Origin of the sequence: Plantactinospora solaniradicis (genome assembly GCF_042658085.1) — a bacterium.
Classification (GTDB): Bacteria; Actinomycetota; Actinomycetes; order Mycobacteriales; family Micromonosporaceae; genus Plantactinospora; species Plantactinospora solaniradicis.
The window spans coordinates 1,057,995-1,083,395 of the sequence record NZ_JBHSPR010000010.1; the positions used below are offsets into that span (position 1 = coordinate 1,057,995).

General features: G+C 68.6%; 17 protein-coding genes and 1 pseudogene. 7 read left to right on the forward strand and 11 right to left on the reverse strand.

The features are described 5' to 3' along the window. Positions 1-91: 91 nt before the first annotated feature. Positions 92-1,003, reverse strand: a complete 912-nt coding sequence (locus ACFP2T_RS17420) for a ParB/RepB/Spo0J family partition protein (RefSeq protein ID WP_377422688.1) — start codon at positions 1,001-1,003, stop codon at positions 92-94. Between the two features lie 744 nt (positions 1,004-1,747). Further along, positions 1,748-1,963 carry an MbtH family protein gene (locus tag ACFP2T_RS17425; protein WP_377422899.1) on the reverse strand — a complete coding sequence of 72 codons (216 nt, stop codon included), beginning with the start codon at positions 1,961-1,963 and terminating at the stop codon, positions 1,748-1,750. 279 nt (positions 1,964-2,242) lie between these two features. On the opposite strand from ACFP2T_RS17425, the pseudogene ACFP2T_RS48120 reads away from it, so the two are divergent. Then, positions 2,243-2,332: pseudogene (locus ACFP2T_RS48120) on the forward strand (transposase); the annotation flags it as partial. A 264-nt stretch (positions 2,333-2,596) separates the two neighbouring features. On the opposite strand, the gene ACFP2T_RS17430 reads toward ACFP2T_RS48120, so the two are convergent. After that, the gene (locus ACFP2T_RS17430; RefSeq protein WP_377422691.1) at positions 2,597-8,884 is read right to left on the reverse strand and encodes an amino acid adenylation domain-containing protein; all 6,288 of its coding nucleotides are present in this window, start codon (positions 8,882-8,884) and stop codon (positions 2,597-2,599) included. Between the two features lie 404 nt (positions 8,885-9,288). Here ACFP2T_RS17430 and ACFP2T_RS17435 point away from each other — a divergent pair, with 404 nt between their 5' ends. Together ACFP2T_RS17435 and ACFP2T_RS17440 are read left to right on the forward strand one after the other, a co-directional pair. Continuing rightward, a complete protein-coding gene (locus ACFP2T_RS17435; RefSeq protein WP_377422693.1) occupies positions 9,289-10,089 on the forward strand; it encodes an alpha/beta fold hydrolase in 801 nt (266 codons plus the stop codon). A gap of 111 nt (positions 10,090-10,200) precedes the next feature. Further along, entirely contained in the window at positions 10,201-12,069 is a 1,869-nt protein-coding gene (locus ACFP2T_RS17440; protein WP_377422696.1) for an ABC transporter ATP-binding protein, read from the forward strand. Positions 12,070-12,124: 55 nt separating this feature from the next. On the opposite strand, the gene ACFP2T_RS17445 is transcribed toward ACFP2T_RS17440, so the two are convergent. From ACFP2T_RS17445 to ACFP2T_RS17470, 6 genes are all read right to left on the reverse strand, one after another. Further along, complete coding sequence (locus ACFP2T_RS17445; RefSeq protein ID WP_377422698.1) at positions 12,125-12,436, reverse strand: phosphopantetheine-binding protein; 312 nt, start codon at positions 12,434-12,436, stop codon at positions 12,125-12,127. A gap of 79 nt (positions 12,437-12,515) precedes the next feature. Next, the gene (locus tag ACFP2T_RS17450; protein ID WP_377422701.1) at positions 12,516-13,646 is read right to left on the reverse strand and encodes an acyl-CoA dehydrogenase family protein; all 1,131 of its coding nucleotides are present in this window, start codon (positions 13,644-13,646) and stop codon (positions 12,516-12,518) included. After that, positions 13,646-14,689, reverse strand: a complete 1,044-nt coding sequence (locus tag ACFP2T_RS17455; RefSeq protein ID WP_377422704.1) for a ketoacyl-ACP synthase III family protein — start codon at positions 14,687-14,689, stop codon at positions 13,646-13,648. Before ACFP2T_RS17455 ends, ACFP2T_RS17450 begins: the two co-directional genes overlap by 1 nt. A gap of 141 nt (positions 14,690-14,830) precedes the next feature. Beyond that, complete coding sequence (locus ACFP2T_RS17460; RefSeq protein ID WP_377422707.1) at positions 14,831-17,170, reverse strand: FtsX-like permease family protein; 2,340 nt, start codon at positions 17,168-17,170, stop codon at positions 14,831-14,833. 195 nt (positions 17,171-17,365) lie between these two features. Then, positions 17,366-18,502, reverse strand: a complete 1,137-nt coding sequence (locus tag ACFP2T_RS17465) for a sensor histidine kinase (RefSeq protein ID WP_377422710.1) — start codon at positions 18,500-18,502, stop codon at positions 17,366-17,368. Beyond that, on the reverse strand, positions 18,499-19,155 hold the full coding sequence (locus tag ACFP2T_RS17470; protein ID WP_377422713.1) for a response regulator transcription factor: 657 nt from the start codon (positions 19,153-19,155) through the stop codon (positions 18,499-18,501). The genes ACFP2T_RS17465 and ACFP2T_RS17470 overlap by 4 nt, the downstream gene beginning before the upstream one ends. Before the next feature lie 129 nt (positions 19,156-19,284). On the opposite strand from ACFP2T_RS17470, the gene ACFP2T_RS17475 reads away from it, so the two are divergent. Next, the gene (locus ACFP2T_RS17475; protein ID WP_377422715.1) at positions 19,285-19,830 is read left to right on the forward strand and encodes a hypothetical protein; all 546 of its coding nucleotides are present in this window, start codon (positions 19,285-19,287) and stop codon (positions 19,828-19,830) included. Positions 19,831-19,975: 145 nt separating this feature from the next. Here the strand turns inward: ACFP2T_RS17475 and ACFP2T_RS17480 are convergent, their stop codons facing one another. After that, positions 19,976-20,752, reverse strand: coding sequence for a sulfotransferase family protein (locus tag ACFP2T_RS17480; RefSeq protein WP_377422717.1), 777 nt, complete (start codon positions 20,750-20,752; stop codon positions 19,976-19,978). Between the two features lie 23 nt (positions 20,753-20,775). Beyond that, positions 20,776-21,576 (reverse strand): sulfotransferase domain-containing protein, encoded by an 801-nt coding sequence (locus ACFP2T_RS17485; RefSeq protein ID WP_377422720.1) that lies wholly within the window; start codon positions 21,574-21,576, stop codon positions 20,776-20,778. Positions 21,577-22,069: 493 nt separating this feature from the next. Here ACFP2T_RS17485 and ACFP2T_RS17490 point away from each other — a divergent pair, with 493 nt between their 5' ends. From ACFP2T_RS17490 to ACFP2T_RS17500, 3 genes are all read left to right on the forward strand, one after another. Then, positions 22,070-22,324: an acyl carrier protein gene (locus ACFP2T_RS17490; RefSeq protein ID WP_377422721.1), complete on the forward strand. Its 255-nt coding sequence runs from the start codon at positions 22,070-22,072 to the stop codon at positions 22,322-22,324. After that, complete coding sequence (locus tag ACFP2T_RS17495) at positions 22,321-23,676, forward strand: NAD(P)/FAD-dependent oxidoreductase (protein ID WP_377422724.1); 1,356 nt, start codon at positions 22,321-22,323, stop codon at positions 23,674-23,676. The genes ACFP2T_RS17490 and ACFP2T_RS17495 overlap by 4 nt, the downstream gene beginning before the upstream one ends. A gap of 167 nt (positions 23,677-23,843) precedes the next feature. Beyond that, complete coding sequence (locus tag ACFP2T_RS17500) at positions 23,844-25,349, forward strand: amino acid adenylation domain-containing protein (protein WP_377422725.1); 1,506 nt, start codon at positions 23,844-23,846, stop codon at positions 25,347-25,349. Positions 25,350-25,401: the final 52 nt, after the last annotated feature.

Consider the following 25,401-nt stretch of genomic DNA (forward strand, 5'->3'; position numbering starts at 1 on the left):
TCTCGGATCGTACCGACGGCACCCCGCCGGCCCTGCTCATCGAACGGGTCGGGTGATGCTCCCGACCATGACAGTTATCCTCCCCTCTGGATCAGGCCGTGCGCGTGCTGCGCTGCTCCAACTCGTCGGCGATCTGGAGCCACTCGTCGGCGCAGGATCGGGCGACGCTGGCAAGGATGTAGGCGCAGTGCGGAGGCACCTTGTGCTCGACCTCGGACCACTCCTCCGAACGAATCGCCCGCGAATGGATCCACCGCAGCACGGTGCGGCCCGACTCGGTGAACCGGAGTGACGGATCGTTCTGCAGCCCCTGCAACATCAGCGAGACGGCCTCCCGATCGACCAGCTTCTCCCGGCGTCGCCGCATCTGCGGCAGCGGGTCCTCACCCCGCTCGAGCCGCTGTCGCACGTCCCGGACCGTGGACGGCGAAACACCGACCTCGCGGGCGATCTCACGCAGCGAAGCCTCGGGGCGCTGCTTGATCAACGCCGAGGCACGTAGCCGTCCGACGTTGTTGTCGAGCGGCCGGACGCGGCCGTCCCGGCCAGTACGCGCGCTGACCCGCTCCACCGCCGCCTCGTCCTGCATCCGGCGGCGGATGTTGCCGACGGTACGCGCACCGAGGCCGACGGTCATCGCGATGGCTCGATCCGACCAGGTGGGTTGTGAGGCGAGAATGCGTTCCGTGGCCAGCGTCCGGTCGCCGAGCGTGAGCGGCAGGCCGTGTGTCGTGTTGGCCGTGACGGCCAGGACGAAGGCCTCCTGCTCGGTGCCGTCGAAGAAGGACACTTCGATCATGTTGTCGCCGCGCAGCTTGGCGGCGCGCAGGCGGTGCATTCCGTCGATGACCCGCATGCTGTCGCGGTGGACGACGATGGGCGGCAGGTGGTCCTCGATGGAGGCCAGCATCTCGACGTGATTCATGTCCTCGCCGGCCCGCCGCGGCGAATCGGCCGGGCGAAGCGCGTCGACGGGCAGCCATTCCAGGTCAGGATTGCCCATCGGTCGCTTTTCCCGCAGTTTGAGTGCGGATTCAGGAGCGGGTGCCGGCACCAGCCCACGGAACGAGTTGCTCTTGGTCGATTCTTTTGAGACGAGCCCCCGTAACACGGTTCCTCCAACCGTATAGCACTTCTAGCCGGCCAAAATCAGCCGCCATCAGGCGGATGATAAACATGTCCGACGACCTGACGCAGGTGTCCGACTGTCCATCATGAGCAGTTGTACTGGCACCTAGTGGGGTCGCACCGACCGGTCACCACGGCTCCAAGCTGCGGCTAGTCGTCCTACAGCGAGCTGCGTACCGACAACTGGCCGAATTTGGATTTGGCCCGCTCGCTTGGACACATCAATGTACGGACACCGGAAACGCGAGCCATTTTCTGAGCAATCGCCTCAGCCGCTCTTCGCCGACGGTGAACAGGATGTCCAACCGCCCAATGAGTTGTTTTCAGCAACGCGAACGTTGTACTACCTCGCGCGGCTGCGCCAATCGCCGAGGAGATTGCGATCCGCCGGCCGCACCTGGTCCGGTGTGCGGCCCTGATGGCGACGAGAGCGCGGATCGGACGTGGTCCGGCAGGCGCAGACCACAGCGGACCGACTGCCGCGCGAGAGCGGGACACGGCTCCTGGCACAGTACGACGCGGTCGACAGCGTGGCGAAGATGCAAGATTTCGGATGACGACAAGACGCCGGCGGCCCATGGGGGTCACCGGCGTCCAGGGTGTTCACACGTACGGTGGCCTACTGCCCTTTCATCGCCTCGATCAGGCTCTTGGGCCGCAGATCGGTCCATGACTTCTCAATGTATTCGAGGCAGTCGTCTCGCGACGCTTCTCCGAATACCGTCGTCCAGCCCTCCGGCACATCGATGAAGACGGGCCACAGCGAATGCTGCCCCTCGTCGTTCACCAAGACCAGATAGCTCGCGTCGGGGTCTTCGAACGGGTTCGGCACCAGACCATCCCTATCTCTCGGCAACAAGGGCAGACCCAGAGAAACCGCCTGTGCGCCATTTGTGGCTCGGCGTCGGGGCTGGGATTCACTATGACTGATTCGGGACCACCCATCAAGGCTGTCCAGGCGTGCAACTGCGCCACCGGAACAGTCGTACGAGCAGGTCGAATGAGACCGGTTCCGGCATGTCACCCCTGGCCGCACTGCCCAAGAGTTAAGGCGATGGAATGGCTTCCATCCTGTTTCGCAGTCTGTTGATCACGATCTGGAGCTAAAGGACCGATACGGCCACTGGCGTGGGTGGTCGACCACACCGGCTTCCCGAAGGACGGCAAGGGGTCTCCGGGTGTGGCCAGGCAGTATCCCGGCACTGGTGACCTGCGGCACCCGGTGGATCATCCCCGCCGCCCAGGACAGCGGCGCACACAGCGCGGAACACCTCGGCGACCGACTCGCCGACGTGGTGGTCGATGGTGGCCGGGGCTTGGCGCAGACCGGTGGCGGGGATGGCCCGGTCAAACGGCCCGTGGGACCTGGAACCGCTCGTCCTGGTGGCGGTCAGGCCACGGCACCGCAGGTTGTCCTGTGGTCGTCGTCCAGCCGGCTGTTCGCGGCGGTCTTCCGCTCCGGGTCGGATCAGTGCATGTCCTCCGTGAAGTTCCCGCGCTGCCTCGGCCGCAGCGCCGGCAGGCTCGGCCGTGCAGTTTCGAGCTGACCCGCGAGTTCGGCCGGTGTGGGTGCGTCGAAGAGGGTGCGGATCTCGATCTCGACGCCGAGGGTCGACCGGATGCGGGAGACGAGCCGGACGCCGAGCAGGGAGTGGCCACCGAGGTCGAAGAAGTTGTCGTCGACGCCGACCGTGTCCCGGCTGAGGACGTGGGCGAAGGCGGCGCAGAGCAGTTCTTCCTGCACTGTCTCCGGGCCGCGGCTGGATGCGCTGGCGTACTCCGGGTCGGGTAGGGCGTTGCGGTCGAGTTTGCCGTTGTCGGTCAGGGGCAGTTCCGGCAGGGCGACGATCGCGGACGGCACCATGTAGTCGGGTAGCCGTGACCCGACGTACCCACGGATCTCGTCGACGTCTCCGTCGGTGACCACGTACGCGGTCAGTTGTTGTTCACGGACGATGACCGCGGCCTGTTCGACGCCCGGATACGCGCGCAGGGCCGTTTCGATCTCGCCGGGCTCGACCCGGAACCCGCGGATCTTCACCTGGTCGTCGGCTCGGCCCAGGAACACCAACTGTCCCTGCGTCGTCCACTTGACCCGGTCACCGGTGCGGTACGCCCGCTCCCCGACGCCGAACGGGCACGCCACGAACCGCTCGGCCGTCAGCCCCGGTCGCCCGACGTAACCGCGCGCCACCGGCGCACCAGCGACGTAGAGCTCTCCGGCGACTCCGACCGGTACCGGCGCGAGCCGCTCGTCCAGCACGAACAGACGGGTGTTCGCGATCGGTGTCCCGATCGGCACGTCCGGGCCGGACAGCTCCGAAAGGTCGGCGGTGGCGACCCCGATCGTGGTCTCCGTCGGCCCGTAATGGTTGAACACCGGCCGGCCCGCGGCTTCCCGTACCAGCGACCCCACCCACGACGGCGGCGCCGACTCACCGCCGAGGACCAGGGACCGGGCCGGCAGAACCGCCCGCGCCGACAGCGCCATCGCGTGGGATGGCACCACCTTGACATGATCGATGCGGTGTTCGGTCAGGTAATCGGCCACCGCCCGCGGGTCCAGAACACTGGCCTCGTCAAGCACGTGCAACTGCCCACCGGTGGCCAGGCTGCTGAACACCACCGTGTTCCCCAGGTCGGTCACCTGTGGCTGCAACAATCCGAACCGGCCACCGGCAGCCCAGCCCAGCCGCTGCGACACCGACCCCACATAGTTGACCAACGATCCGTGGGTGACCGCCACACCCTTGGGAGCACCGGTCGAACCCGACGTGTAGATCACATACGCCAAGGCACCGGGATCAACCCCTACCGGTGCCACCAGCGGCGCCGCTCCCACCACCATCGGGTCGTCCACCGCCACCATCGGCGCCTGGCCCACCGGCAGATCGTCCAGGACGTCTCCGGTACCCACCACCAACATCGCCCGGCTGTCCGCCAACATGAACGCCAGCCGCTCCACCGGCAACTTCACGTCGACCGGCAGGTACGCCCCACCCGCCTGCCACACCGCCAGTATCGCGGTGACCATCTCCACACCCCGAGGCAGACACAACGCCACCACCGACTCCGGACCCACACCCTGCGACCGCAGATAGCCCGCCAGCCGGCCGGCACGCTCGGCCAACCCCGCATACGTCAGCTCGACACCGTCGGCGACCACCGCCACCGCATCCGGCACCCGCGCCACCGACCGCCCGAACAGCTCCACCACCGACTCGGCAGCAACCGGTGCCACGGTCTCGTTCCAACCCCGGACCAACAACTCACGCTCGGCCGGATCCAGCACCTCCACCGCATGCAACCGAACGTCCGGCGCCGCGGTGACCACCGACAACACCCGTACGAACAACTCCGCGAACCGAACCGCCGTCACCTCGTCGAACAAATCCGCCGCTACCGTAACCACACCCCAGAGCCCCGCCGGAGCACCGTCGGCGTCGAGCGTCTCGCTCAACAGCACGTCGAGGTCGAACTTCGCCGTCTGCCGGTCCGGTGGGATGAATTCGGCGGTCACGTCGGGCAGGTCGGTCGTCTGGTCGCCGGGGTCGAAAAGGGTCAGCACCACCTGGAACAGCGGATGCCGCGCGAGCGACCGTGCCGGCGCCAACTCCTCCACCAAACGCTCGAACGGCACGTCCTGATGCGCCAACGCGCCCAGGGTCGTCTCCCGCACCTGGGCCAGCAACTGCCGGAACGGCGGATCGCCCGACAGGTCCGTACGGATCACCAGCGAATTCACGAAACAGCCGACAAGCTCGTCAAGCGCCTCGTCGGTACGCCCGGCAACCGCCGACCCGATCGGCACGTCCGTACCGGCGCCCAGCCGGGACAGCAACGTCGCCAAGGCGGCCTGCAACACCATGAACGACGTAGCGCTCGCCGCGGCGGCCAACTCCACCAGTCGGCGGTGCACCTCGGCCGGGATCCGCACCGGCGCGGTGTACCCACGGTGGCTCGCCTCGGCCGGCCGCGGCCGGTCGTGGGGCAGCCCGAGTTCCTCCGGTGCGTCCGCGAGCGCGCGGCGCCAGTAGTCCAGCTGCTCCCGCAGCAGGTCATTCGTGCTGGAGGACTCGCTGAGCAGGTCACGCTGCCACAGCGCGTAGTCCGCGTACTGCATCGGCAACGGCTCCCATTCCGGCGCCACACCCCGCAGCCGGGCCGCGTAGGCCGCCGACATGTCCCGCGTCAGCAGGCCCATCGACCAGCCGTCGGCGGCCACATGGTGGAGAACCAGAACCAGCACCGACTCCTGCGGTGCCGTCTCGAACAGCCACGCCCGGATCGGCACTTCCGTGGACAGCTCGAACGGATACCGGGCCGCCTGCGCCACCGCATCGGATACCTGGGCCGCCGGCACCTGCTCGACCTGCAACGCCCACCGCAGCGACGCCGGGTCGAGGATCTCCTGGTACGCCTCGCCGTCCTGCACGGGGAAGACCGTGCGCAGCGCCTCATGCCGGCCCAGGACATCCCGCAGCGCCGTGTTCAGGGCGGCATGGTCGAGGGGCCCGGTCAGCTTCAGGGTGAGCGGGGCGTTGTAGGCCGGGTTGTTGCCCTCCACCTGGCTCAGGAACCAGAGCCGCTGCTGCGCGAACGACAGTGGGACCCGGGCGGGCCGAGCCGTCACCGTCAGAGCCGGCCGGGCCGGGCCGGAAGCCGCTCCGGCGACATGCGCGGCGAGCGCCGCGACCGTCGGCATGTCGAACAACGCGTGCAGTGGCAACATCACACCCGTCGCCTTGTGCACGCAGCCGATCAGCTTCGTCGCCAGCAGCGAGTGGCCGCCCAACTCGAAGAAGTTGTCCTCGACACCTATCCGATCGACGTCCAGGACCTCGGCGAAGGCCTCGCTGACCAGGCGCTCGGCCGCGGTCGCGGGACTCCGGCCGGCACCGGTCACCCGTCGTGGCACCGGCAACGCCGCACGGTCGAGCTTCCCGTTCACGGTGCGCGGCATCTCCGCCAGAACCATCACCGCGTCCGGCACCATGTAGTCCGGCAACCGCTCGCTCAGGTACTCCCGCAGTATCGCGGGCAGGTCTTCGCCGTTGTCGCTGTCACGGGGGACGACGTAGCCGGCCAGGCTCTTGTTGCCGGCCTGATCCTCCTGGACGACCACCGCCGCCCGGAGCACGGCCGGATGCGCGCCCAGGACCGCCTCGATCTCACCGGGCTCGATCCGGAACCCACGGATCTTCACCTGGTCGTCGGCTCGGCCCAGGTACACCAGCTGGCCGTTCAGAGTCCACTTCGCCAGGTCACCGGTGCGGTACATCCGCTCACCCGTGCCGAACGGACACGCCACGAAACGTTGGCCGGTCAGCCCCGGGCGCCCCGTGTACCCCCGGGCCAGACCGACGCCGGCCACATACAACTCGCCAGCCACACCCGCCGGCGCCGGGCCGAGCGAGCCGTCCAGGACGAAGGCCCGGGTGTTGCGGATCGGCGTACCGATGACCGGCTCGTCGCCGGCGACCAGCGGCGCCGATATCGACGCACACACCGTCGTCTCCGTCGGCCCGTACGCGTTGACGAATCGGCGGCCCTCCGCCCACCGCTCCACCAACCCGCGGTCAAGGGCCTCGCCGGCCGATACCAGCGTGCGCACCGAGGCCAGGTCCGACGGCGTCAACGCACCGAGCACGACCGGCGGCAACGTCGCGTACGACACCCCGTGCCGGCCGATCACCCCGGTGAGGCCCTCCCCCGGCAGCAGGTCGTCCTGCGCGGCCACCACCAACCCGGCGCCCGAGCCCAGCGCCATCAGCACTTCCCAGGTGGCGGCGTCGAACCCGATCGACGCGAACTGCAGCACCCGGTCCCCGGCCCCCACGCCGAACCGTTCGATCTGCGCCGCCGCCAGGTTCACCGCACCGCCGTGGGTCACCCCCACGCCCTTCGGCGTCCCCGTCGAACCGGACGTGTAGATCAGGTACGCCAGCGAGTCTCGCGGCAGGACCACCGTCGGCGCCACCGCTGGACACCCGGCGATCTCCGCCTGCACCTCGGCGCTGTCCAGCACGGCAACCGGAGTCGCCTCGGTGTCGACGAGACCTGATGTGGTCAGCACGAGCGCCGCACCACTGTCCTCGATCATGAAAGCGATCCGCTCGGCCGGGTACCGGGCGTCGATCGGCAGATAGGCCGCACCGGCCTTCACGATCCCGAGCAACGCCACCACGAAGTCGGCGCCCCGGTCCACGGCGAGCCCGACGACCGATCCCTCGCCCACGCCCCGGCCGCGCAAATACCACGCCAGCCGGTTTGCGCGCTCGTCCAGCCGTGCGTACGTGAGCTCGACACCGTCACCGACAAGCGCGACGGCTTGGGGCGTCCGGGCGACCTGGGCGTCGAACAGGTCGCCGAGGTGCACGGGAAGATCCGCGGCCGTCTGCGGCGCGGGATTCCAGTCGACCAGAACCCGGCGACGCTCCTCCTCGCCGAGGATCTCGGCGCGAGCCACCGGCTCGTCAGCGGCGGCACCCGTGAAAGCCGTCAGCAACCGCAGGTAACGGTTCGCGACGCGGTCGGCTCCGTCCGCACCGTGCCGATCGGAATCGGCCTCGACCTCGACCGTGAGCTCGCCGGTGTCCGCCCGGTCGTAGACACTGATCCGCCGGTCGTGCGTTGGGCCGGACGCCAACGTCCGGGCGGTCGCCGTACACGCGCCGAACCGCAGCGGATACTCGAATGAGATCACGTTGACGACCTGGCCGAACAGCGGCGCGCCGTCGACGGACTTCAGCTCCCGCACCAGGTCCTCGTACCGGTAACGCTGGTGCCGCAGCGCGTCCCGGACGGCCTCGGACGTACGCCGCAGCAACGTCCCGCAGGTCTCGGCGGGATCGATCGTCAGGCGCACCGGCATCACGTTCGAGGTCATCCCCACCGCGTCGAACTCTCGCGGCGAGGACCGTCCGACCGACGTGACGCCGACGACCACGTCGCGCGTTCCAGTGAGGCGGTGCTCGTAAAGACCCGCGGCGGCGACCGCCAGCTCAGCGATGCTGGCGCGCGATCGGGCGGCCGTCGCCCGCAACGTCGTGGCCTCGTCCGTGTCCAACTGCCGTCGGTGCTTGGTGGGGGCATCCGGCAGCCGATTCCGGAGGGCCGCCGGGTGGGCGCTCTCCGGCAGGCCGGACAGCTTGTCCAGCCAGTAGCGCCGGTCCCGCTCGAACGCCGCCGACTCCCGATAGTCCCGCTCGGCATCCAACAGGACGGAGAGCGGCTCCAGGTTGGTCTCCTCGACGCTGCCGTCCTCCGCCAGCGCCGTGTAGATGCGTGCCACCGCCGAGACGAACAACGAAAGGCTGTAACCGTCGATGACGAGGTGATGAAAACGCTGGTACCACCAGAAACGCCGGGGGCCCAGCACGAACAGCAGTTGGGTGCCCATCGCGGCGTCGGTCAGCTCCATCCGCCGGCTCAGGTCGGCACGCATGGCGTGCTCGGCGGCGGTCTGCGGATCCGGCTGGCCGACCAGATCCACGACCCGCACCGGGGGACTCTCCATCCCGCCCACGTACTGCCGCGGCACGCCGCCGACGGTGGTGAACCGCAGTCGGTACGAGTCAGCCTCGGCCAGCGCCTGGCGCACTGCCGTCGTGAAGAGGCCCACGTCCAGGTCACCACGAATCTCGACGTACTCGCCGACGTTGAAGGCAACGCTGTCCGGCTTTAGCAGCTGAGCGTTCCAAATAGCCAACTGGCCGGCCATCAACTCACGGAGCACACCTTCAGAAGCGACCATTCCACGTCCTCAGTCGTCGAGAGGTCCAGGGCGCGGCGCATACGCGATCGCACGCGTCAGCATGACCGAGCGGTCCTCATTTGACACAATGCACAGTCGGACAATGTACGACCGCAGCAGCGCATCAGTTGTACAAACATCCGCCCCGGCAGACCCGCCGTCCAACCACGCAATCGAGGCGGACGGACACCTGCTGCCGCATTTCGGCATCCCACGTGACCTCCGCGGGCTCCGCTGACTCGACCACGCCGCCGCATACCCGCACAATGGCGTTCGGGCTACTGTTTCTGACATTGGCATCATTCGGCCGGATCTTGCGATAGTAGGGCCGAGTCTGCAGGCGTGAACAGCGCCGGTAGGGACAACATCAACGACTTTGGCGTATTTTTCACCGGAGGAGACTCGTGCCCTACCTGGACACCAACGGCATCCGGCTGTCATACGAGCGCAGCGGCCACGGCGAGGACGTGCTCCTCATCATGGGGCAGAACGCCGCCGGCCATGTCTGGAACATGCACCAGACCCCGGCCCTGCACCGGGCAGGCTACCGGACCACCACCTTCAACAACCGGGGCATCCCGCCGTCCACGACGCCGCCCGGCCGCTACTCGCTCGCCGACATGGTGGCCGACACCCGGGGCCTCATCGAGGCGCTGGACCTCGCACCTTGCCGGATCGTGGGCACGTCCCTCGGCGCGATGATCGCCGAAGAGTTGGCGATCCACAGCCCGTCGTTGGTGCGCTGTGCCGTACTGATCGCGACCCGGCCGCGAGCCGACGCCGTCCGTCTGGCCCAGACACTGGCCGACCGGGCGTTGAACGAGCAGGGCATCCAGCTCCCGGCCCGCTACCGAGCGGTCGACACGGTGCAGAAGATGCTGTCGCCGGCGACGCTGCGCGACGACGACGCCACCTCCTCATGGCTGGAGATCTTCGAGCTCGCCGCCGAGGCCGGCGAGGCCAGCGGGCAGGCCTGGGTGGAGACCACCGAGGATCGCCGGGGAGCACTGACCAGGATCACGGCGCCCTGCCGGGTCATCGCGTTCACCGACGACGGCATCGCACCGCCGCACCTCGCGGCCGAGACGGCCGACGCCATCCCGGACTGCGACTTCGTGGAGATAGCCCACTGCGGCCACCTCGGCTATCTGGAACGGCCCGACGAGGTCAATACCGCGATCATCGAGTTCCTCGACAAGCACTGACGCCAACGGACGCTCCACCACTAAGCAAAGGACTTTTACGTGGCTATGATGGGCGGCCCCGGGGTGGGCTCGATGCGCATGGGTCCCAGACCGGATATCAAGGGGCATAAAGTGCGCCCCGGAACGATAAAGCGGATTCTTCCCTACGCCCGGCGGTACCGCTGGGCGCTGCTGGCACTGGTGCTGCTGACCACGCTCCACGCGGCCCTCACCGCGCTGACACCGCTTCTGCTCAAGTTCGTCATCGACGACGGGATCGTGCCCAAGCGGCGCGACGTCGTGGTGGCGCTGGCGCTGCTGATGCTCGGCGTGACGCTGGTCGATGCGATCGCCGTCTACTCGCAGACCTGGTTGTCCGGCCGGGTGGGTCAGGGCCTGCTCTACGATCTACGCACCACCGTGTTCACCCACGTACAGCGGCAGCCCCTGACCTTCTTCACCCGGGCCGAGACCGGGGCACTGATCAGCCGGCTCAACTCCGATGTGGTCGGCGCCCAGCAGGCGGTGACCACGCTGCTCTCCCAGACCATCTCGACGCTGCTCACCCTTGTGCTCGTCCTCACCACGATGTTCGTCCTCTCCTGGCAACTGACGGTGGCCGTGCTGGTGCTGATCCCGCTGTTCCTGTTTCCCACCAGGCTGGTCGGCCGCCGGCTCCAGCGGATGACCCGCGAACGCATGACCGTGGAGGCCGAGATGGCCTCCGTGATGGGCGAACGGTTCAACGTCGCCGGGGCGATGCTCACCAAGCTGTACGGGAAACCGGAACGGGAGACCGACACGTTCTCCGGCAAGGCCGCCGCGGTACGGGACATCTCGACCACCCTGATGGTCTACGGGCAGATGATTCCCCTCGCTCTCACCGTGCTCACCGGGGTCATCACCGCGGTGGTGTACGGCGGCGGCGGCGTCCTCGCCATCGACGGTGCCCTGGAGATCGGCACGATCGTCGCCATGGTCGGCCTGCTGACCCGGGTCTTCGGCCCGATCAACCAGCTGGCCAACATGCAGGTCAACGTGATGACCGCGCTGGTCAGCTTCGACCGGCTCTTCGAGGTGCTGGATCTCAAGCCGCTCATCGAGGAGAAGCCCGGCGCGCGCGTGCTGGAGCCAGGTACGGACGGAACCGCCGCTCCGGACATCGAATTCGACCACGTCTCATTCCGTTACCCGAACGCCAAGGACGTGTCGCTGGCCTCCCTGGAGTCGATCGCCCGGCGGGGGCAGGAACGCACCAGCGACGCCTGGGTGCTGCGGGATGTGTCGTTCCGCGTCCCGGCCGGCAAGCTGACCGCGCTGGTCGGCCCGTCCGGCGCCGGCAAGACCACCATCACCCAACTGGTGCCCCGGCTGTACGACGCCACCGAGGGCATCGTCCGAGTCGGCGGCGAGGACGTCCGGGACCTGACACTGGGATCGTTGCTCGGCACCGTCGGAGTGGTCACCCAGGACGCGCACCTCTTCCACGACACCCTGCGTGCCAACCTGCTGTACGCCCGCGATGGCAGTACGGAGCAGGAACTGGTCGAGGCCTGTGAAGCCGCGCGGATCTGGGACGCCATCTCGGCGCTGCCGGATGGCCTCGACACCGTGGTCGGCGACCGCGGCTACCGGCTCTCCGGCGGCGAGAAACAGCGGGTCGCACTGGCCCGGCTCCTGCTCAAGTCGCCACCGGTGGTCGTCCTGGACGAGGCCACCGCACACCTGGACTCCGAATCCGAGGCGGCCATCCAGCGCGCCCTGCACACCGCGCTGACCGGCCGCACCTCCCTGGTGATCGCACACCGGCTGTCCACCATCCGGGAGGCGCACCAGATCCTGGTCGTCGCCGAGGGCGAGATCCGGGAGAGCGGCACGCACGACGAGTTGCTCGCGGCCGGCGGCCTCTACGCGGACCTGTACCGCATCCAGTACGGCCGGGAGAATGGTGCAAACAGCGACCGGCGGCCGCCCGCCCGGACGGCGCGCCGCGGGAGCTGAAGAGAAAGGCACGTCAGGAGGCCCACGTCATGATTGGCGTGGGCCTCCTTCAGTCTCACCCGATTTCCGCGGCGGCAACGCCCCGCTTCAGCAAGTAGGCTCGTCCCGCTTCCGACAGTTCAGAGACGGTGACGCCGGCCTCCGCGGCACGTTCCACGAGACCCTGCGCCAGCACGGCGATCGTGCCGGACTCGAGCACCATGAGATATTCGACTTCGACGCCGAAGGCATCCGTGATCCGGTGAGCAATCCGAATGGCTGTCAGCGAATGTCCGCCCACCGCATAGAAATTGTCGTCCACACCGATCGGCCGGCGCCGCAACGCCGACTCCCAGCAATGCACGAGAACAGCCTCGAGCACCTCCATCAGAACATCCTCCCGGTAAGCGAGCAACGACTGTGCGGGTAGCGGTGTGCGGCAGCGGCGAAACGGCAGCCGAGCGGTGTCAGAGGCCGAGTTCCCGAGCGATGATCTGCCGTTGGATGTCGGAGGTTCCGGAAAAGATGGTGCCGCCGACCGCATCACGCAGCGCGGCTTCGGCGCCCTGGCCGGTCAGGTAGCCACGGCCGCCCAGGATCTGAAGGGCGTCGATCGAGCTGGCGAGCACGGCCTCCGACACGGCCAGCTTGGACAGGGCAGACGCCAGCAGATCCGGCTCACCGCGGTCGAGCAGCCAGCACGCCCGGTAGAGCAGCAGGCGTCCGCTCTCCAGCCGCAACTTCATCTCCACGATCCGGTTGGACACCGACTGGAATCCACGCAGCGGCTGCCCGAACTGGGTGCGCTGCCCGGCATGCGCGGTGACCTGCTCGATCAGCCGGTCCTGCACCCCGAGGTAGAGCGCGAACAGACAGGTCCGTTCCCAGAGCATCGAGTGCTGGAAGATCACCGACCCCTGACCACGCTCGCCGAGGACGTTGCCGTCCGGCACGAAGCAGTCCACGAACTCCACCTCGCTCGCCGGGCACGACGCCATGCCGAGCTTCCGGAACGGCTCACCGACCCGGACGCCCGGACCGGCGCGGTCGACGACGAACGAGGTAAGCGCGAAATGGCCCGCTCCCGGGTCGGTGGTCGCATAAGTGACCAACACGTCCGCGGCCGGGCCGTTGCTGACGAAACTCTTCGTGCCGTTCAGCCGGTATCCGCCGTCGGCCGGCGTAGCTGTCACGGCCAGCAGTGACACGTCCGAGCCGGCGCCCGGCTCCGTCATCGCGTTCGCCGCGATGGCATCGCCGGCGCACAGGTCCGGCAGCAACCGGGAACGCAACGCCGCCGAGCCGAACTCCGCGATCGGCATGGCGCAGGCGAACAGGTGGGCCGCGGCCGCGAATACCAGACCGGTGTCCAGGCAGCCTCGGCCGAACCCTTCGAACAACAGCGCGGTGTCCAGGGCGCCCAGGCCCCCTCCGCCCTCCTTCGCGTCCACGCTCGCCCCGAGCAAGCCCTGCCGGCCGAGTTCCCGCCAGACAGCGGGATCGAGACCCGGCGTACCGGTCTCCGGCGCCAACCGCCGCCCGGCGGCGACTGCGCTGTCGTATCTCGCCCGCCGCTCGGTCGTCCATCCGAACTCCATCAGTCCCCCGGTCGATCGAGCCACGAGGGTGTGGCATGCACGCGTACCACGGCGCCGGCGATCGATACTCCGGGGCCGACACCGAGCATCAGCACGTGGTCACCGGGGCCGATGGTCCCGCTCTCCAGCAGGTGATCGAACGCGATGATCTGGTCGGCCGCACCGGCGTGTCCGATCGTGCTGCCGAACGCCCAGGTGGTGCGCTCCAGCGGCACGCCCAGCGGACCCAGCCGGTCCTCGACCACCTCGCGGCCCCCGTGGTTGAACGCGACTCGAGCGATCTCGTCCAGCTTGACGCCGGCTTCCCCCAACACCAGTTCGACGAGGCCGGCGAACCGGCGGACGAACTCCAGGCCACTGCCCGGGAAGAAACCGCCGGCAGCAGCGAACTCCGCGAAACGGGCGCCGAAGTCGAGTCTCCGGCCCAGCGTCACATCTGCCGGGTACAGCGGCCGGTTCCCCCGATGCAGGCCCTCCAACTCGGTCAGCGTCGTCGAGGCGACGGACAGCACCTCCGCGAAGCCGGGCGTACGGCTCAGCACCAGCGCCGCCGCGCCGTCCCCCATGACCAGGCCGGGATTGCACCGCCACCGGTCCAGCAGCGGCGAGGAGAAATTGTCGGCGGCGACCAGCAGGGCGGACCGTCCGGCCGCGGCGGTGCGCAACGCCCCGTCAGCCAGCGCCACAGCGCCGAACACTCCGTTGCACCCCTGCCGGATACCGGTAGCGAGAGCGTCAGCGGCGCCCAGCTCGCGCTGCACGTACGCGAACGGGCACCAGCCGTCCGGCCCCGCGTGATGGACGTCGGCGTACAGGAGGTGGCTGAGCGACGTTCCAGGCGACTCGGCCCGGTTCAGCGCCAGCCGCGAAGCGGCCACCCCGAGTTCAGGGGCGGAAACGTCTCCCGCGACCGCGATGCTGACGAACCCCGTCGCCTCGGCCTCGTCGGCGTCGTAACTGCCGGCCGCCACGGCGTCCGTGACCGGAACCCGGCCCCCGAGAAACACGCCGGTGGCGTGCACGAAGAGTCCTGGTGTCCGCATACGCGCACACTATGTTCGCCCTCCGGGACCGACAAGGACGGTCGCACACGGCTGCGAGCGAAGCGGGTGTGCGACCGAGCAGCCGATGTCGGTTGGACGAGTTGTCACCGGCCGCCGGAGACGCGCTTCGCGTGGCGACGCCTATTCGGTGCGCAGGGCGGTAGCGGTGCGCACCCGAGCGGCCCATCCCGACGGGATCAGTGCGCCGAGCAGGGCGACGACCAAGCCACCGAACACGAGCGCGGTCAGCATGGCGGGCAGATAGACGTCGGTGACGAACGAGGGCAGGGACGTGCCGGCGGTGCCGGCCATCGAGGGAAGCGTCAGGGAATGCACAGCCATCCCGATCGGCACCCCGACGGCACCGCCCAGCAGACCCACGCCGACCACCGAAGCGATCACGGAGGTGACGGCCTGCCCGGGCGACATGCCGACCGCCTTCATGACCCCGAGGTCGTGCACCCGGTCCCGAAGGTCCAGCATCAGGGTGTTCAGCACGCCGAGGGCGGCCGCCGCCGCGAGCAACGTCGCCACCAGGGTGGCCAGGCCGATGAGGGCGGCGATGATCGGCTCGGTCGTCCGGGGATTGCGGAAGGCCTCCAGGCCGAGAGTTTCCAGGTCCGCGTTGAGCTGGGCGATGTAGGCCAACACGTCAGTGGCGTCGGTGACCGCGATCTGGTAACGGAACGTATCCTGGGTCATTCCCCGCTCACCACCGTTCGGCCGCACGGCGGACGTCGAGCCGGAGTCGCCCATGGCCGCGCCGACCGAGGCGACGTCGGCCCAGACTGCCTCGCCCGACTCGAACACCTCGCCGACGATGGTGACCGTGGCCGTGCCCCCGCTGCCGGTGAGCGTGATGGTGTCGCCGACCTTCTTGCCGGTCGCCCGCATCAGACCGGACGCGGCCGTCGCCTCACCGGTCGCGCCGTACCAACGGCCGGTGACCAGTTCGTATCGGTTCCACCGGGCGTCCCCGAGCAGCGCGCTGACATTGACCGCATTCGCCGCTCCGGTCATCCGCATCGGCTGTTGCCGCTCCCCGTAGGCCGCCTCCGTTCCGGACTGCGCGCTGATCGCGGTCATCACCTGTGCCGGGTCCGCTTGCCGATCAGCGTCGGCCGGGCCAGCCGGTTTACTCCGTCGGGGCGGTGGCGGCTGCACCACGATGTCGGCGCTGCTGTGTTCGCCGGCCGCTTGGACGCGTACCAGCGAGGTGCCGATGCCGACCGAGAACGTCACCGCGGCGGTCCCGAAGGCGATCGCTGCCAGCAGCAGCGCCGCGCGAATCGGCCGCGCGAACGGGCGGGCCAGGCCGATACCGACCGGGCGGGGCACCGGCAGCCGGCCGACTAGCCGGGCCGCCCACCGGCCTCGGCCACCGCCGCTGGTGCGGCCGACCGCCAGCGCGTCCACGGTACGCAGCCGGCCGGCCCGCAGCGCCGCGAGCCACCCGGTCACCGCCACCAGGCCCAGGACGAACACGACCACGACGACGTCCACCCACCAGGACACGGCAAGCTTCGGCGTGCCGTACACCACCTGGATCCGCCCGAGCAACGGTACGGCCAGCAGGTTCCCGACGATCACCCCGGCTCCCGCGCCGACCGCCGCCGGTAGCAGCGCCTGTCCGACATAAGCGCGGACCACCTCGCCAGGGGTGACGCCGAGCGCCTTCAGGATCCCGATCCGGCGTACCGCCGAGGCCACCGACCCGGTGACCACGTTTGCGACGATCAGCAGCGACATGGCCAGGGCGAGAACGCCGAACGCGACAAGGAACGGCACGAACACCGCAGCAGCCTCGACCGCCGCACGGCGCACCTCCAGCCACGAGCGGGCAGCGATCACCGCGTCGGGAGGCACAGCCTTCTCGACGGCGGTCTGGTTGGCGGTCATCTCGGTCGCGGTCGCCGCGGCGTCGAACCGGTACAGCATCTGATATTCGGTGGTCGTGGTGAGCGCGGCCAGGGTGGCCGGGTCCGTCCAGGCGTCGGCGGTGTCGCTCATCGACCGGGCCTTACCGACCACGGTCAGAGTCGTCTCCGCCGCGGTCAGCGTTCCACCGACGGACACGATGACGCCGGCGTTGGAAACCACGATCTCGTTGGGGCCGGTGGCCCAGCGGCCCTCGGTCAGCGACACCTTGTCCACCGCCCCGCCCGGATCGGCACGGCCCACCACATTCAGGTCGATCGTCATGGCGCCGGCCTGGGTCCCCTTGACGCCGACGGTGCCGGTGGGGAACGGACCGGCCGTCGCGGCCACCCCGGTGGCGTTCGCGGTGACCGCGGCCTGCTGTGCCGCTACCTTCTCGGCGTCGATGAGCACCGCAAGGTGAGCGCCGTTCTGGTCGGCGAACGCGGTGTCGAACGGCGCTCGGGAACTGATCAGCAGCGCACCGCCGAGCACCGACGTCGCCACCGCCATGGCGGCCACCAGCCCGATCACCAGCGTCTGCAGCCATCGCCGGCGGCCCACGCCGGAGCTCACCACGCGGCCGAGAGCGCTCACGACCGGACGCCCGTCGAAGTGTCAGCGGAGACCTGCCCCTCGTCGTACTGCCGGGTCACCTCGTGCACCTCGATCGCCGCTGCGCTCATCGCCGTTACTCCGGAGTCGGTGGCTCAAGAGAACCGACGGTAGAGCCTGCCCCGTTTCCAACCGGTCACCACCTCAGCCGTCCGCGTTCGCGCCCGGCAGCCGGATGGTGACGATCAGGCCGCCCTCGGCACGCGGTTCGGCCGATGCGGTGCCGTCGTGCGCATGGGCCACCGCCCTCACGATGGACAATCCCAGGCCTGAACCGGGCGGCCCGTCTGCGGCTCGTACCCCGTCGCTGCGGTGGAACGGCTCGAAGAGGCTGGGGACCTCGAACGGCGGCACTTCCGGGCCGGTGTTGGTCACCTCGAGAACAGCGGTGCCGTCCTGATCGGTGTACGTGCGAAGGCTGACCCAGCCGTCCTTGACGTTGTAGCGGACGGCATTCTCCACCAGGTTCCGTACGAGGCGCTCCAGTAGCACGGAGTTGCCGATGGTAGGGGCCTCGGCTGCCTCGATGTCGATCGTGAGTTCGTGAGGTCGCTGATGGAAGACCACGTACCGGGTCAGGTCGGCGAGGTCCAGGAACGACCGGTCCACCAGTTGCCGCTCGGATCGGGCGAGCATCAGCAGGCCGTCGATCAGCCGCTCGTGCCGTCTGTTGATCTCCAGTAGCGTCTCACCGAGCTGCCGCACCTCCTCCGAGGCGGCCCGGCGATAGACGGCCACCTCCAACAGCGCCCGGTTGAGGGTGAGCGGGGTACGCAGCTCGTGCGAGGCGTTGGCGATGAACCGGCGCTGTCCGTCGAATGAGCTGTCCAACCGCTCCAGCATCACGTCGAAGGTGTCGGCCAGCACCCTGATCTCGTCGTGCGGGCCGTCGAGCGCGATCCGTTCGTCCAACCGCCGGTCGGCGGCGGGCGCCTGAGCGATCCGGCGGGCAGCGTCGGTGACCCGATGCAGTGGTCGCAGCATCCGACCGGCGATGAGCCAGCCCAACCCGACGGCCAACGCGATGATCACGACAAGCGCCACCCCGCCCTGGATCAGCATCGCTTCGAGCGTGCTGTCGCGGATCCGCTCGGCGAAGCCGGCCAGCGGCGCCGGCTGGCCGACCCGATCCGCTCCCGAGCCGGCCGCCGCCACCTGGCGATCCGGTGCCATGTGCCGGGCCATCAGCCCGTACATCACCGCCAACAGGAGCAATCCGGCGAGAGCCAGCAGCCCGCAGTAGACCAGAGTCAGCCGGGCCCGGATCGTCAGCCTGCTCACGGTATGCGATACCCACCGCCCGGCACGGTCAGAACCACTTGCGGATCGCCCAGCTTGCGGCGCAGCTTCAAGATCGTCATCCGTACGGCGTTGGTGAACGGGTCGGCGTTCTCGTCCCACGACTTCTCCAACAACTGTTCGGTCGAGACGGCAGTGCCCTCCGCTCGCAGCAACTGCGCGAGTACCGCAAACTCCTTCGGCGACAGCGGCACCAGCCGGCCGTCCCGGAACACTTCCCGACGGTTCGGGTCCAGCCGGATGCCGGCGCGCTGCAACACCGGCGGCAATGCGGGCAGTGCACGCCGTCCGAGTGCCTGCACCCGGGCGGACAACTCCCGGAACGCGAACGGCTTGGGCAGGTAGTCGTCGGCGCCCAGGGCCAGCCCAGCCACCCGGTCGTCGACGTCCGTGGCGGCGGTCAGCATCAGCACCCGCACACCGGCGCTGCTACTCACGATCTCCCGACATACCAGGTCCCCATGCGCCACCGGCAGATCCCGGTCCAGCACCACCACGTCATAGTCGTTGACGCCGAGGCGTTCCAGAGCGGCACCGCCATCGTTCACCACGTCGACCGCGTGCGCGTCCCCGCGCAACCACTCGGCGACGGCCTCGGCAAGCAACCGCTCGTCTTCGACCACGAGTATTCGCATGCCTCCATAGTGGCCGACGCCCGGGTAACCACCGCGTCACCTCCATGGTTACCGGATGGAAACGGCTGATCTGTTTTCCTCGGACACCGCGGTCGACACACGGCCGCATTCCTGGGGAAGGAGTCGACCATGCATATCAGGACGGGACTTGTCTGTGGCCTGTTGGTCGCGATCAGCCTGGCGGGCTGCGGCGGATCAAGCGAAGAGGGCGGAGGAGTGGCCAGCGTGAACGGCGACGGCAAGGCCGCCCCGTCCGCTCAGTCCGCCGCCGATGCCCACAGTTCCGGTCTCCAGTACGCGAACTGCATGCGCCAGAACGGCATACCCACCTTCCCCGATCCGACCGTCGGTGACAACGGTGAGTTGAGCTTCGACGTGCCCGACGACATCCCGGACTCGGAGCTCAACAAGGCGGAGAAAAATTGTCGGCAATACCGGGGAAGCGGCCGGGCCGGGGACGGTACCGATGCGCAGCACGCCGAGCGGCAGCGCAACCTCGCCCGGTGCATGCGGGACAACGGCTTCCCCACCTGGCCCGACCCGGAGGCCGACGGCTCAATGCGGGTGGACCTCGACAAGCTGGGTCTGAGCGGGCCCGACGACCCGAAGCTCAAGGCCGCCGAGGAGAAGTGCCGCCAGTTCCAGCCGTCGGCACCGGCCGGAGGGAACGGCTGATGGCCGAAGGCAAACGGCGGATGCCAGCGACCGCTCCGGGGCCGGTGAGCCTCATCGAGGCGTTACCGTGCCGACGGGTGGGCCGCCGGGCGATGTTGCCGGCAATGACCAGATTGCCATCCCGCCCGGCGAGCACCGACCCGCCTCAACTCTCGTATCCGAACTGCCTCACGAGCGCCGCGAACTCCGCGTTGTCCCGCAGTTTTTGTTGGTAGGCGGCTTCGACCTCTTCGCCGATTTCCTCGAACGTGGGCAAGGCGTCGGGAACTACGACCGGGGGCGGCTCGTCCCGGAAGTCTGAGATGCCCGGAGGAAACGTCATGAGATTGCTCTCGCGCACCTTGTCCGGGGTCCAGTCCCGTGCGGCTCGCTGGGTCCGGGCGTCGTCCACCGGCTCCGGGAGGCCGAGGAAGTCGACCACCTCACGAAGCACAGCGGCCGGGTCGCGCTGCAAATCCTCGACACGGATGACGCGGAGGTCCGCAAGGCCACGGAAACGGGTCCGGACCCGATCCGGTGAGGTCCATTCCTGCACGTGATTCTGCCAGCCCTTGCCTCGAGCGTCGGAAGCGTCGAGGCGGCCGATCAGCTTAATGGCCGTGCGGCTCCGCTCCTCGACCGGGACTCCGCGTACGATGAGCGCCTCGGAGATCAGCGACCGGGGATCGTGTACCAGGTACAGGACTCTCCCGGTCACGGCGGCGTAGGGGTCGAGGGCCTCGGCATCCGGCCGGTAGTTGGTCTGCACCACGTAAGGCATTCGCTCGTCCAGCGGCAGTATCCGCCCGAATCGGAACAGGGCCACGAAATCCGGTGCCACGTCGAGCACGGCCTCGATGCACGTCTCGCTGGGCCGGGTGTCCAACAGGTAGCCGGCGACGTAACCGGCCACCTCGAGATCGGACCGCATGTAGGACGTCATCCAGGTGAGTTGACGCTCGACGCTCAATTTGAGTACCCCCAACGCTTTGCGACATCGGCGAACGCGGAGTCCTCGTTGAGAAGGCGCAGATAGCTCTCCTCGACGTCCTCTCCGTAGTCCACGAGCGACTGCCCGCTCAGACCCTGGCCGAAGAACAGGCTCCTGTCATTTCCGGGCTTCTTGGTTCGCCGTTCCTGTTCACGCAGCCTGTCGAGCTCGGAGCTGCGCACGGCCCGCTCGACGCGAGCGCCGTCCACCCGGTCATCCCACTCGAGAAAGCTGACGATCCTGGAAAGCGACCCCACCGCGTCGCTCTTCAGGTCCTCATACCTGACGACACAGACATCAGCGTCAGGGAAGTACCGCTCCGGGTTCACCCATTCCGAGACGTTCTCGACCCACGAGCCCCACCCGGTCCTCCGCCATCCCTCGAACCCGTGATGAGCGATGAAGTGCCTGGCGAAGGCCGCCCGGTGCTTCGGGCTGACGTCGAGATGACGTTCCGCGCTGCGAATCACGTCCCGCGGGTCGCGCACAATGTACAGCACCTTGGTGGTGGCCTCCCGGTACGGACGGTGGACATCCACGCCGGGCAGGAAGTGCGTCTTCAGCGTCGGCGGAACCGCCTGGTGAGAGGGCCACGACAACCCGGCCTCGCTCATCAGATCGTTGAGGTCCGCCACCGCGGAGTTTCTCGACCACCGCCCGCGCCACCGGACCGGCTCGTCCGTTTCCAGCGGCTGATCCTCCAGATAGCTGAGCAGCATGATGCGGACCCACGTGTTGCCGGACTTCGGATAGGAAGCTAACCAGGCCAGCGACATTCTTCCCTCCAATCATTGCGGACACTCGGTCGAGCGAACCGGTCTGCCGCCCAGCCGGATCCGCGACGATCGCACCCGTCTGCGCCAACGATCCGATTCGGCAGGGACCACCCTCCCTCCGATGATAAATCGGACTGTTCCAGTATGGTTCCGGGCGTCGAGGCAATCAAGGGCGTCGAAACGTTCGCCGTTCGACTGACCGATCGCGTCAGTTGAACAGCGATCGGGGGCCACGTTTGCGCTTTCTTCCCTGCGCTGGCGGACACGCACGTGCGCTGGACGTGGCTCATCACGTCTTTGCCCCGTCAGGGCAGCAGCTACGCACGCGGAGATATGCCGACGAGGGTCGATGTACAACTGAACGATCGATCTCAGTTGGACGAATGCCGCCCGCTATCAAAAGCGCTCTACCCTCAACTCGAAGCGGCCGTGCCTCACTATGCCCTGAGAGGATTCGATGTCGACAGACCAGTACACGCAGATACTCGATGTCTTGACCGAGTACGTATCGGTCCGGCTGCTCGGTGAGGAGAACGCCACCGACCTCACCAAGAACACACCTCTGCTCCAACTCGGTGTACTCAACTCGATCGAAACGGCGCGGCTTGTCGCGTACATCCGGGATACGTTCGGTGTCCGGCTGTCACCCGCGGCGATGACCGCGACCAACTTCCGCGACCTGGAGACGATCGCCCGTCTGGTGGCCGGGGTTCCGGCGGTGGCCGGCGTGAGCGAGGGGTCCGCATGACCGAGGGCACCGAATACGATGTCGGCGTCATCGGCGGCGGCCCCGCCGGCTCGACCATGGCCTCCTACCTCGCCAAGGCGGGTCTCGACGTCGCGGTCTTCGAGACGTGTGCGTTCCCCCGGGAACACGTCGGCGAGTCGCTGGTGCCCGCCACCACTCCGGTGCTGCGGGAGATCGGCGCACTGGACAAGATCGAAAACGGCGGCTTCCCCCGCAAGTACGGCGCCGCGTGGACGTCCGCCGATTCCCGCCCGACCGCGCCGCTGGATTTCCATGTCAGCTCGCACGGCTGGGGAGTCGCCGAGATCAGCTACATGGAACGCGACCAGAAGGGCGTACTGCAACCGTACTCGTACCACGTCGACCGCGGTCGGTTCGACTCCATCCTGCTCGACCACGCGGAAGAACTCGGCGCCACGGTTCACACCGAGGCCCGGGTGAACCGCGTCGACTTCGCCGACCGCGACCGCCCCGTCCTCCACGTGAGCACCCGCGACGCGAAGATCCAGGTGCCGGTACGCATGGTCGTCGACGCGAGCGGCCGGCAGACCCAGCTCGGCAACCAGCTGAAGCTGAAGGTCCCGGACCCCGTCTTCAACCAGTACGCGATCCACACCTGGTTCGAGGGCCTGGACCGGGAGGCGCTGGCTCGCGACGACAGTCAGGCCGACTTCATCCACGTGCACTTCCTGCCCCTCGAGGACACCTGGGTCTGGCAGATCCCCATCACCGACACCATCACCTCGATCGGTGTGGTCACCCAGAAGGCGCGGTTCAAAGCCGCCAAGGACGACCTGGAAACGTTCTTCTGGGACTCCGTGGGGAGCCGGCCTGATCTCCTGAAGCAACTGCAGAGCTGCGAACGGCTGCGCCCGTACAAGTCCGAGGGCGACTACAGCTACGGCATGCGGAGCATCGCGGACGACGGCATGGTGCTCATCGGTGACGCCGCCCGGTTCGTCGACCCGATCTTCTCCAGCGGCGTGAGTGTCGCCATGAACAGCGCGCGGCTCGCCTCGGCGGACATCATCGCGGCGGCCGCGGCGGGCGACTTCCGGCGGGAGCGGTTCGACACGTACGTGAACACGCTGCGTCGGGGGGTCAACAGCTGGTACGACTTCATCTCCATCTACTACCGACTCAACGTCCTGTTCACGGCGTTCATCGACGACCCGCGGTACCGGATGGACGTCATCCGGATGCTGCAGGGCGACGTGTACGACGACGTGGAGCCGCCCGCGCTGGCTGCGATGCGGGACTTCGTGGCGGCTGTCGAGGCCGACCCGCAGCACCTCTGGCACGACCGTCTGGGCAACCTCAAGGCGACGGCCTCGGCCGCGGCTCTGTTCTGACTGTTCTGAGGCCGAGTTCGCTGGCGATGTCCGCCGTCGAGGACGAGCCCTCCGGAGAGGACGGCGGCGCCGCCGGCCGCGCCACGCAACGAGGTCCCGGCGGCGCCGTCGACCGGCCGGGCGGCGACGGCCGGCACCGTCACACCCGAACGAGCGGAGCACACCGGATGAACCAGCACCCGCACACCATGCTGCTGCCCACACTGGTCCGGGCCGCGGCACGCCGCACCCCGCACGCCGCCGCCGTGCGAGACGGCGCGGCCACCGTGACGTACGCACAACTGGACGTCCTCGCCGACCGGTACGCCCACGCCCTGGCCGAGCTCGGCGTCGGCCGCCGCGACCGGGTGGTGCTCTGGACCGCGAAGAGCATCGACACCGTCGCCGTCATGCAGGCGGCGCTCCGGCTCGGTGCGGTCTACGTGCCGGTGACCCCGTCCAACCCCGGCCCGCGGGTACAACGCATCGCGGAAGGCTGCGCCGCGAAACTCATCGTCGCGGACGAGCCGCTGCCCGGTGACACGCGCAGCGTGAGCCTGGCCAGCCTGCACACACTGCCCGACCCGCCGTCGGAGCTACCGCACGACGTGTCGGCGACACCGGACGACTGCGCGTTCATCCTCTACACCTCCGGCTCCACCGGCGAACCGAAAGGCGTCAGCATCAGCCACCGCAACGTGCTGGCGTTCGTCTGCTGGGCCGTCGACGAAACCGGCCTCGCACCGGCCGACCGGCTCGCCAACCACGCGCCCTTCAACTTCGACCTCTCGGTTTTCGACCTGTACGGCGCGTTCCACGCCGGCGCCTGCGTCGACCTGCTGCCGGCGACACTCGCCTTCGCACCGCAGGCACTCACCCGCTTCATGGTCGAACGCGGCATCACCGTGTGGTACTCGGTGCCCTCGGCACTTCAACTGATGACCACCGGGGGCGGCCTGCTCGACGGCGACCCGCCGCCGGCCCTACGGGTCTGCGTCTTCGCCGGCGAACCGTTCCCCCTCGCCGATGTGCTGCGCCTGCGCGCCGCCTGGCCCGCCGTCCGGCTGTTCAACTGGTACGGGCCCACCGAGACGAACGTGTGCACCTCCTACGAGGTGACCGATCGCGACCTCACCCGGGCCCGGCCCCTGCCGATCGGCACGGCATGCAGTGGCGACCGGGTCTGGCTGGACCCACCCGGCCAGGAGATCGGTGAGATCGTCGTGGCTGGCCCGACCGTCATGCTCGGCTACTGGGGCCAGCCTCCGCAGCAGGGGCCGTATCGCACCGGCGATCTCGGCCGGCTCGACCCCGACGGCAACCTGGAATACGTGGGCCGGCGTGACCACATGGTCAAGGTACGGGGTCACCGGGTCGAGCCGAGCGAGATCGAAACGGTCCTGGCGGCCCACCCCGCCGTAGCGGCAGCAGCCGTCGTCGTGATCGGCGCCGGACTGGACAGCCGGATCCACGCCGCCGTCGTCCCCGCCGACGGCAAGAAGCCCACGACGCTTGCGCTGAAGGCGCATTGCGCAGCACATCTCCCGACGTACATGGTGGTCGACGCCGTTCGCCTCGTGGCCGAACTGCCGAGGACAGCCAACGGCAAGATCGACCGGACCGCCGTCACCGCCCTGTGCGAGAGGCCCGCGACGCAGCCGTTACGCCCCGAGATGTCGAACAGCCGCGTGTGACGGAGGTTCCTCGACAGCCGTCCGACACACATCCGGGCAGGCCACACGCCAG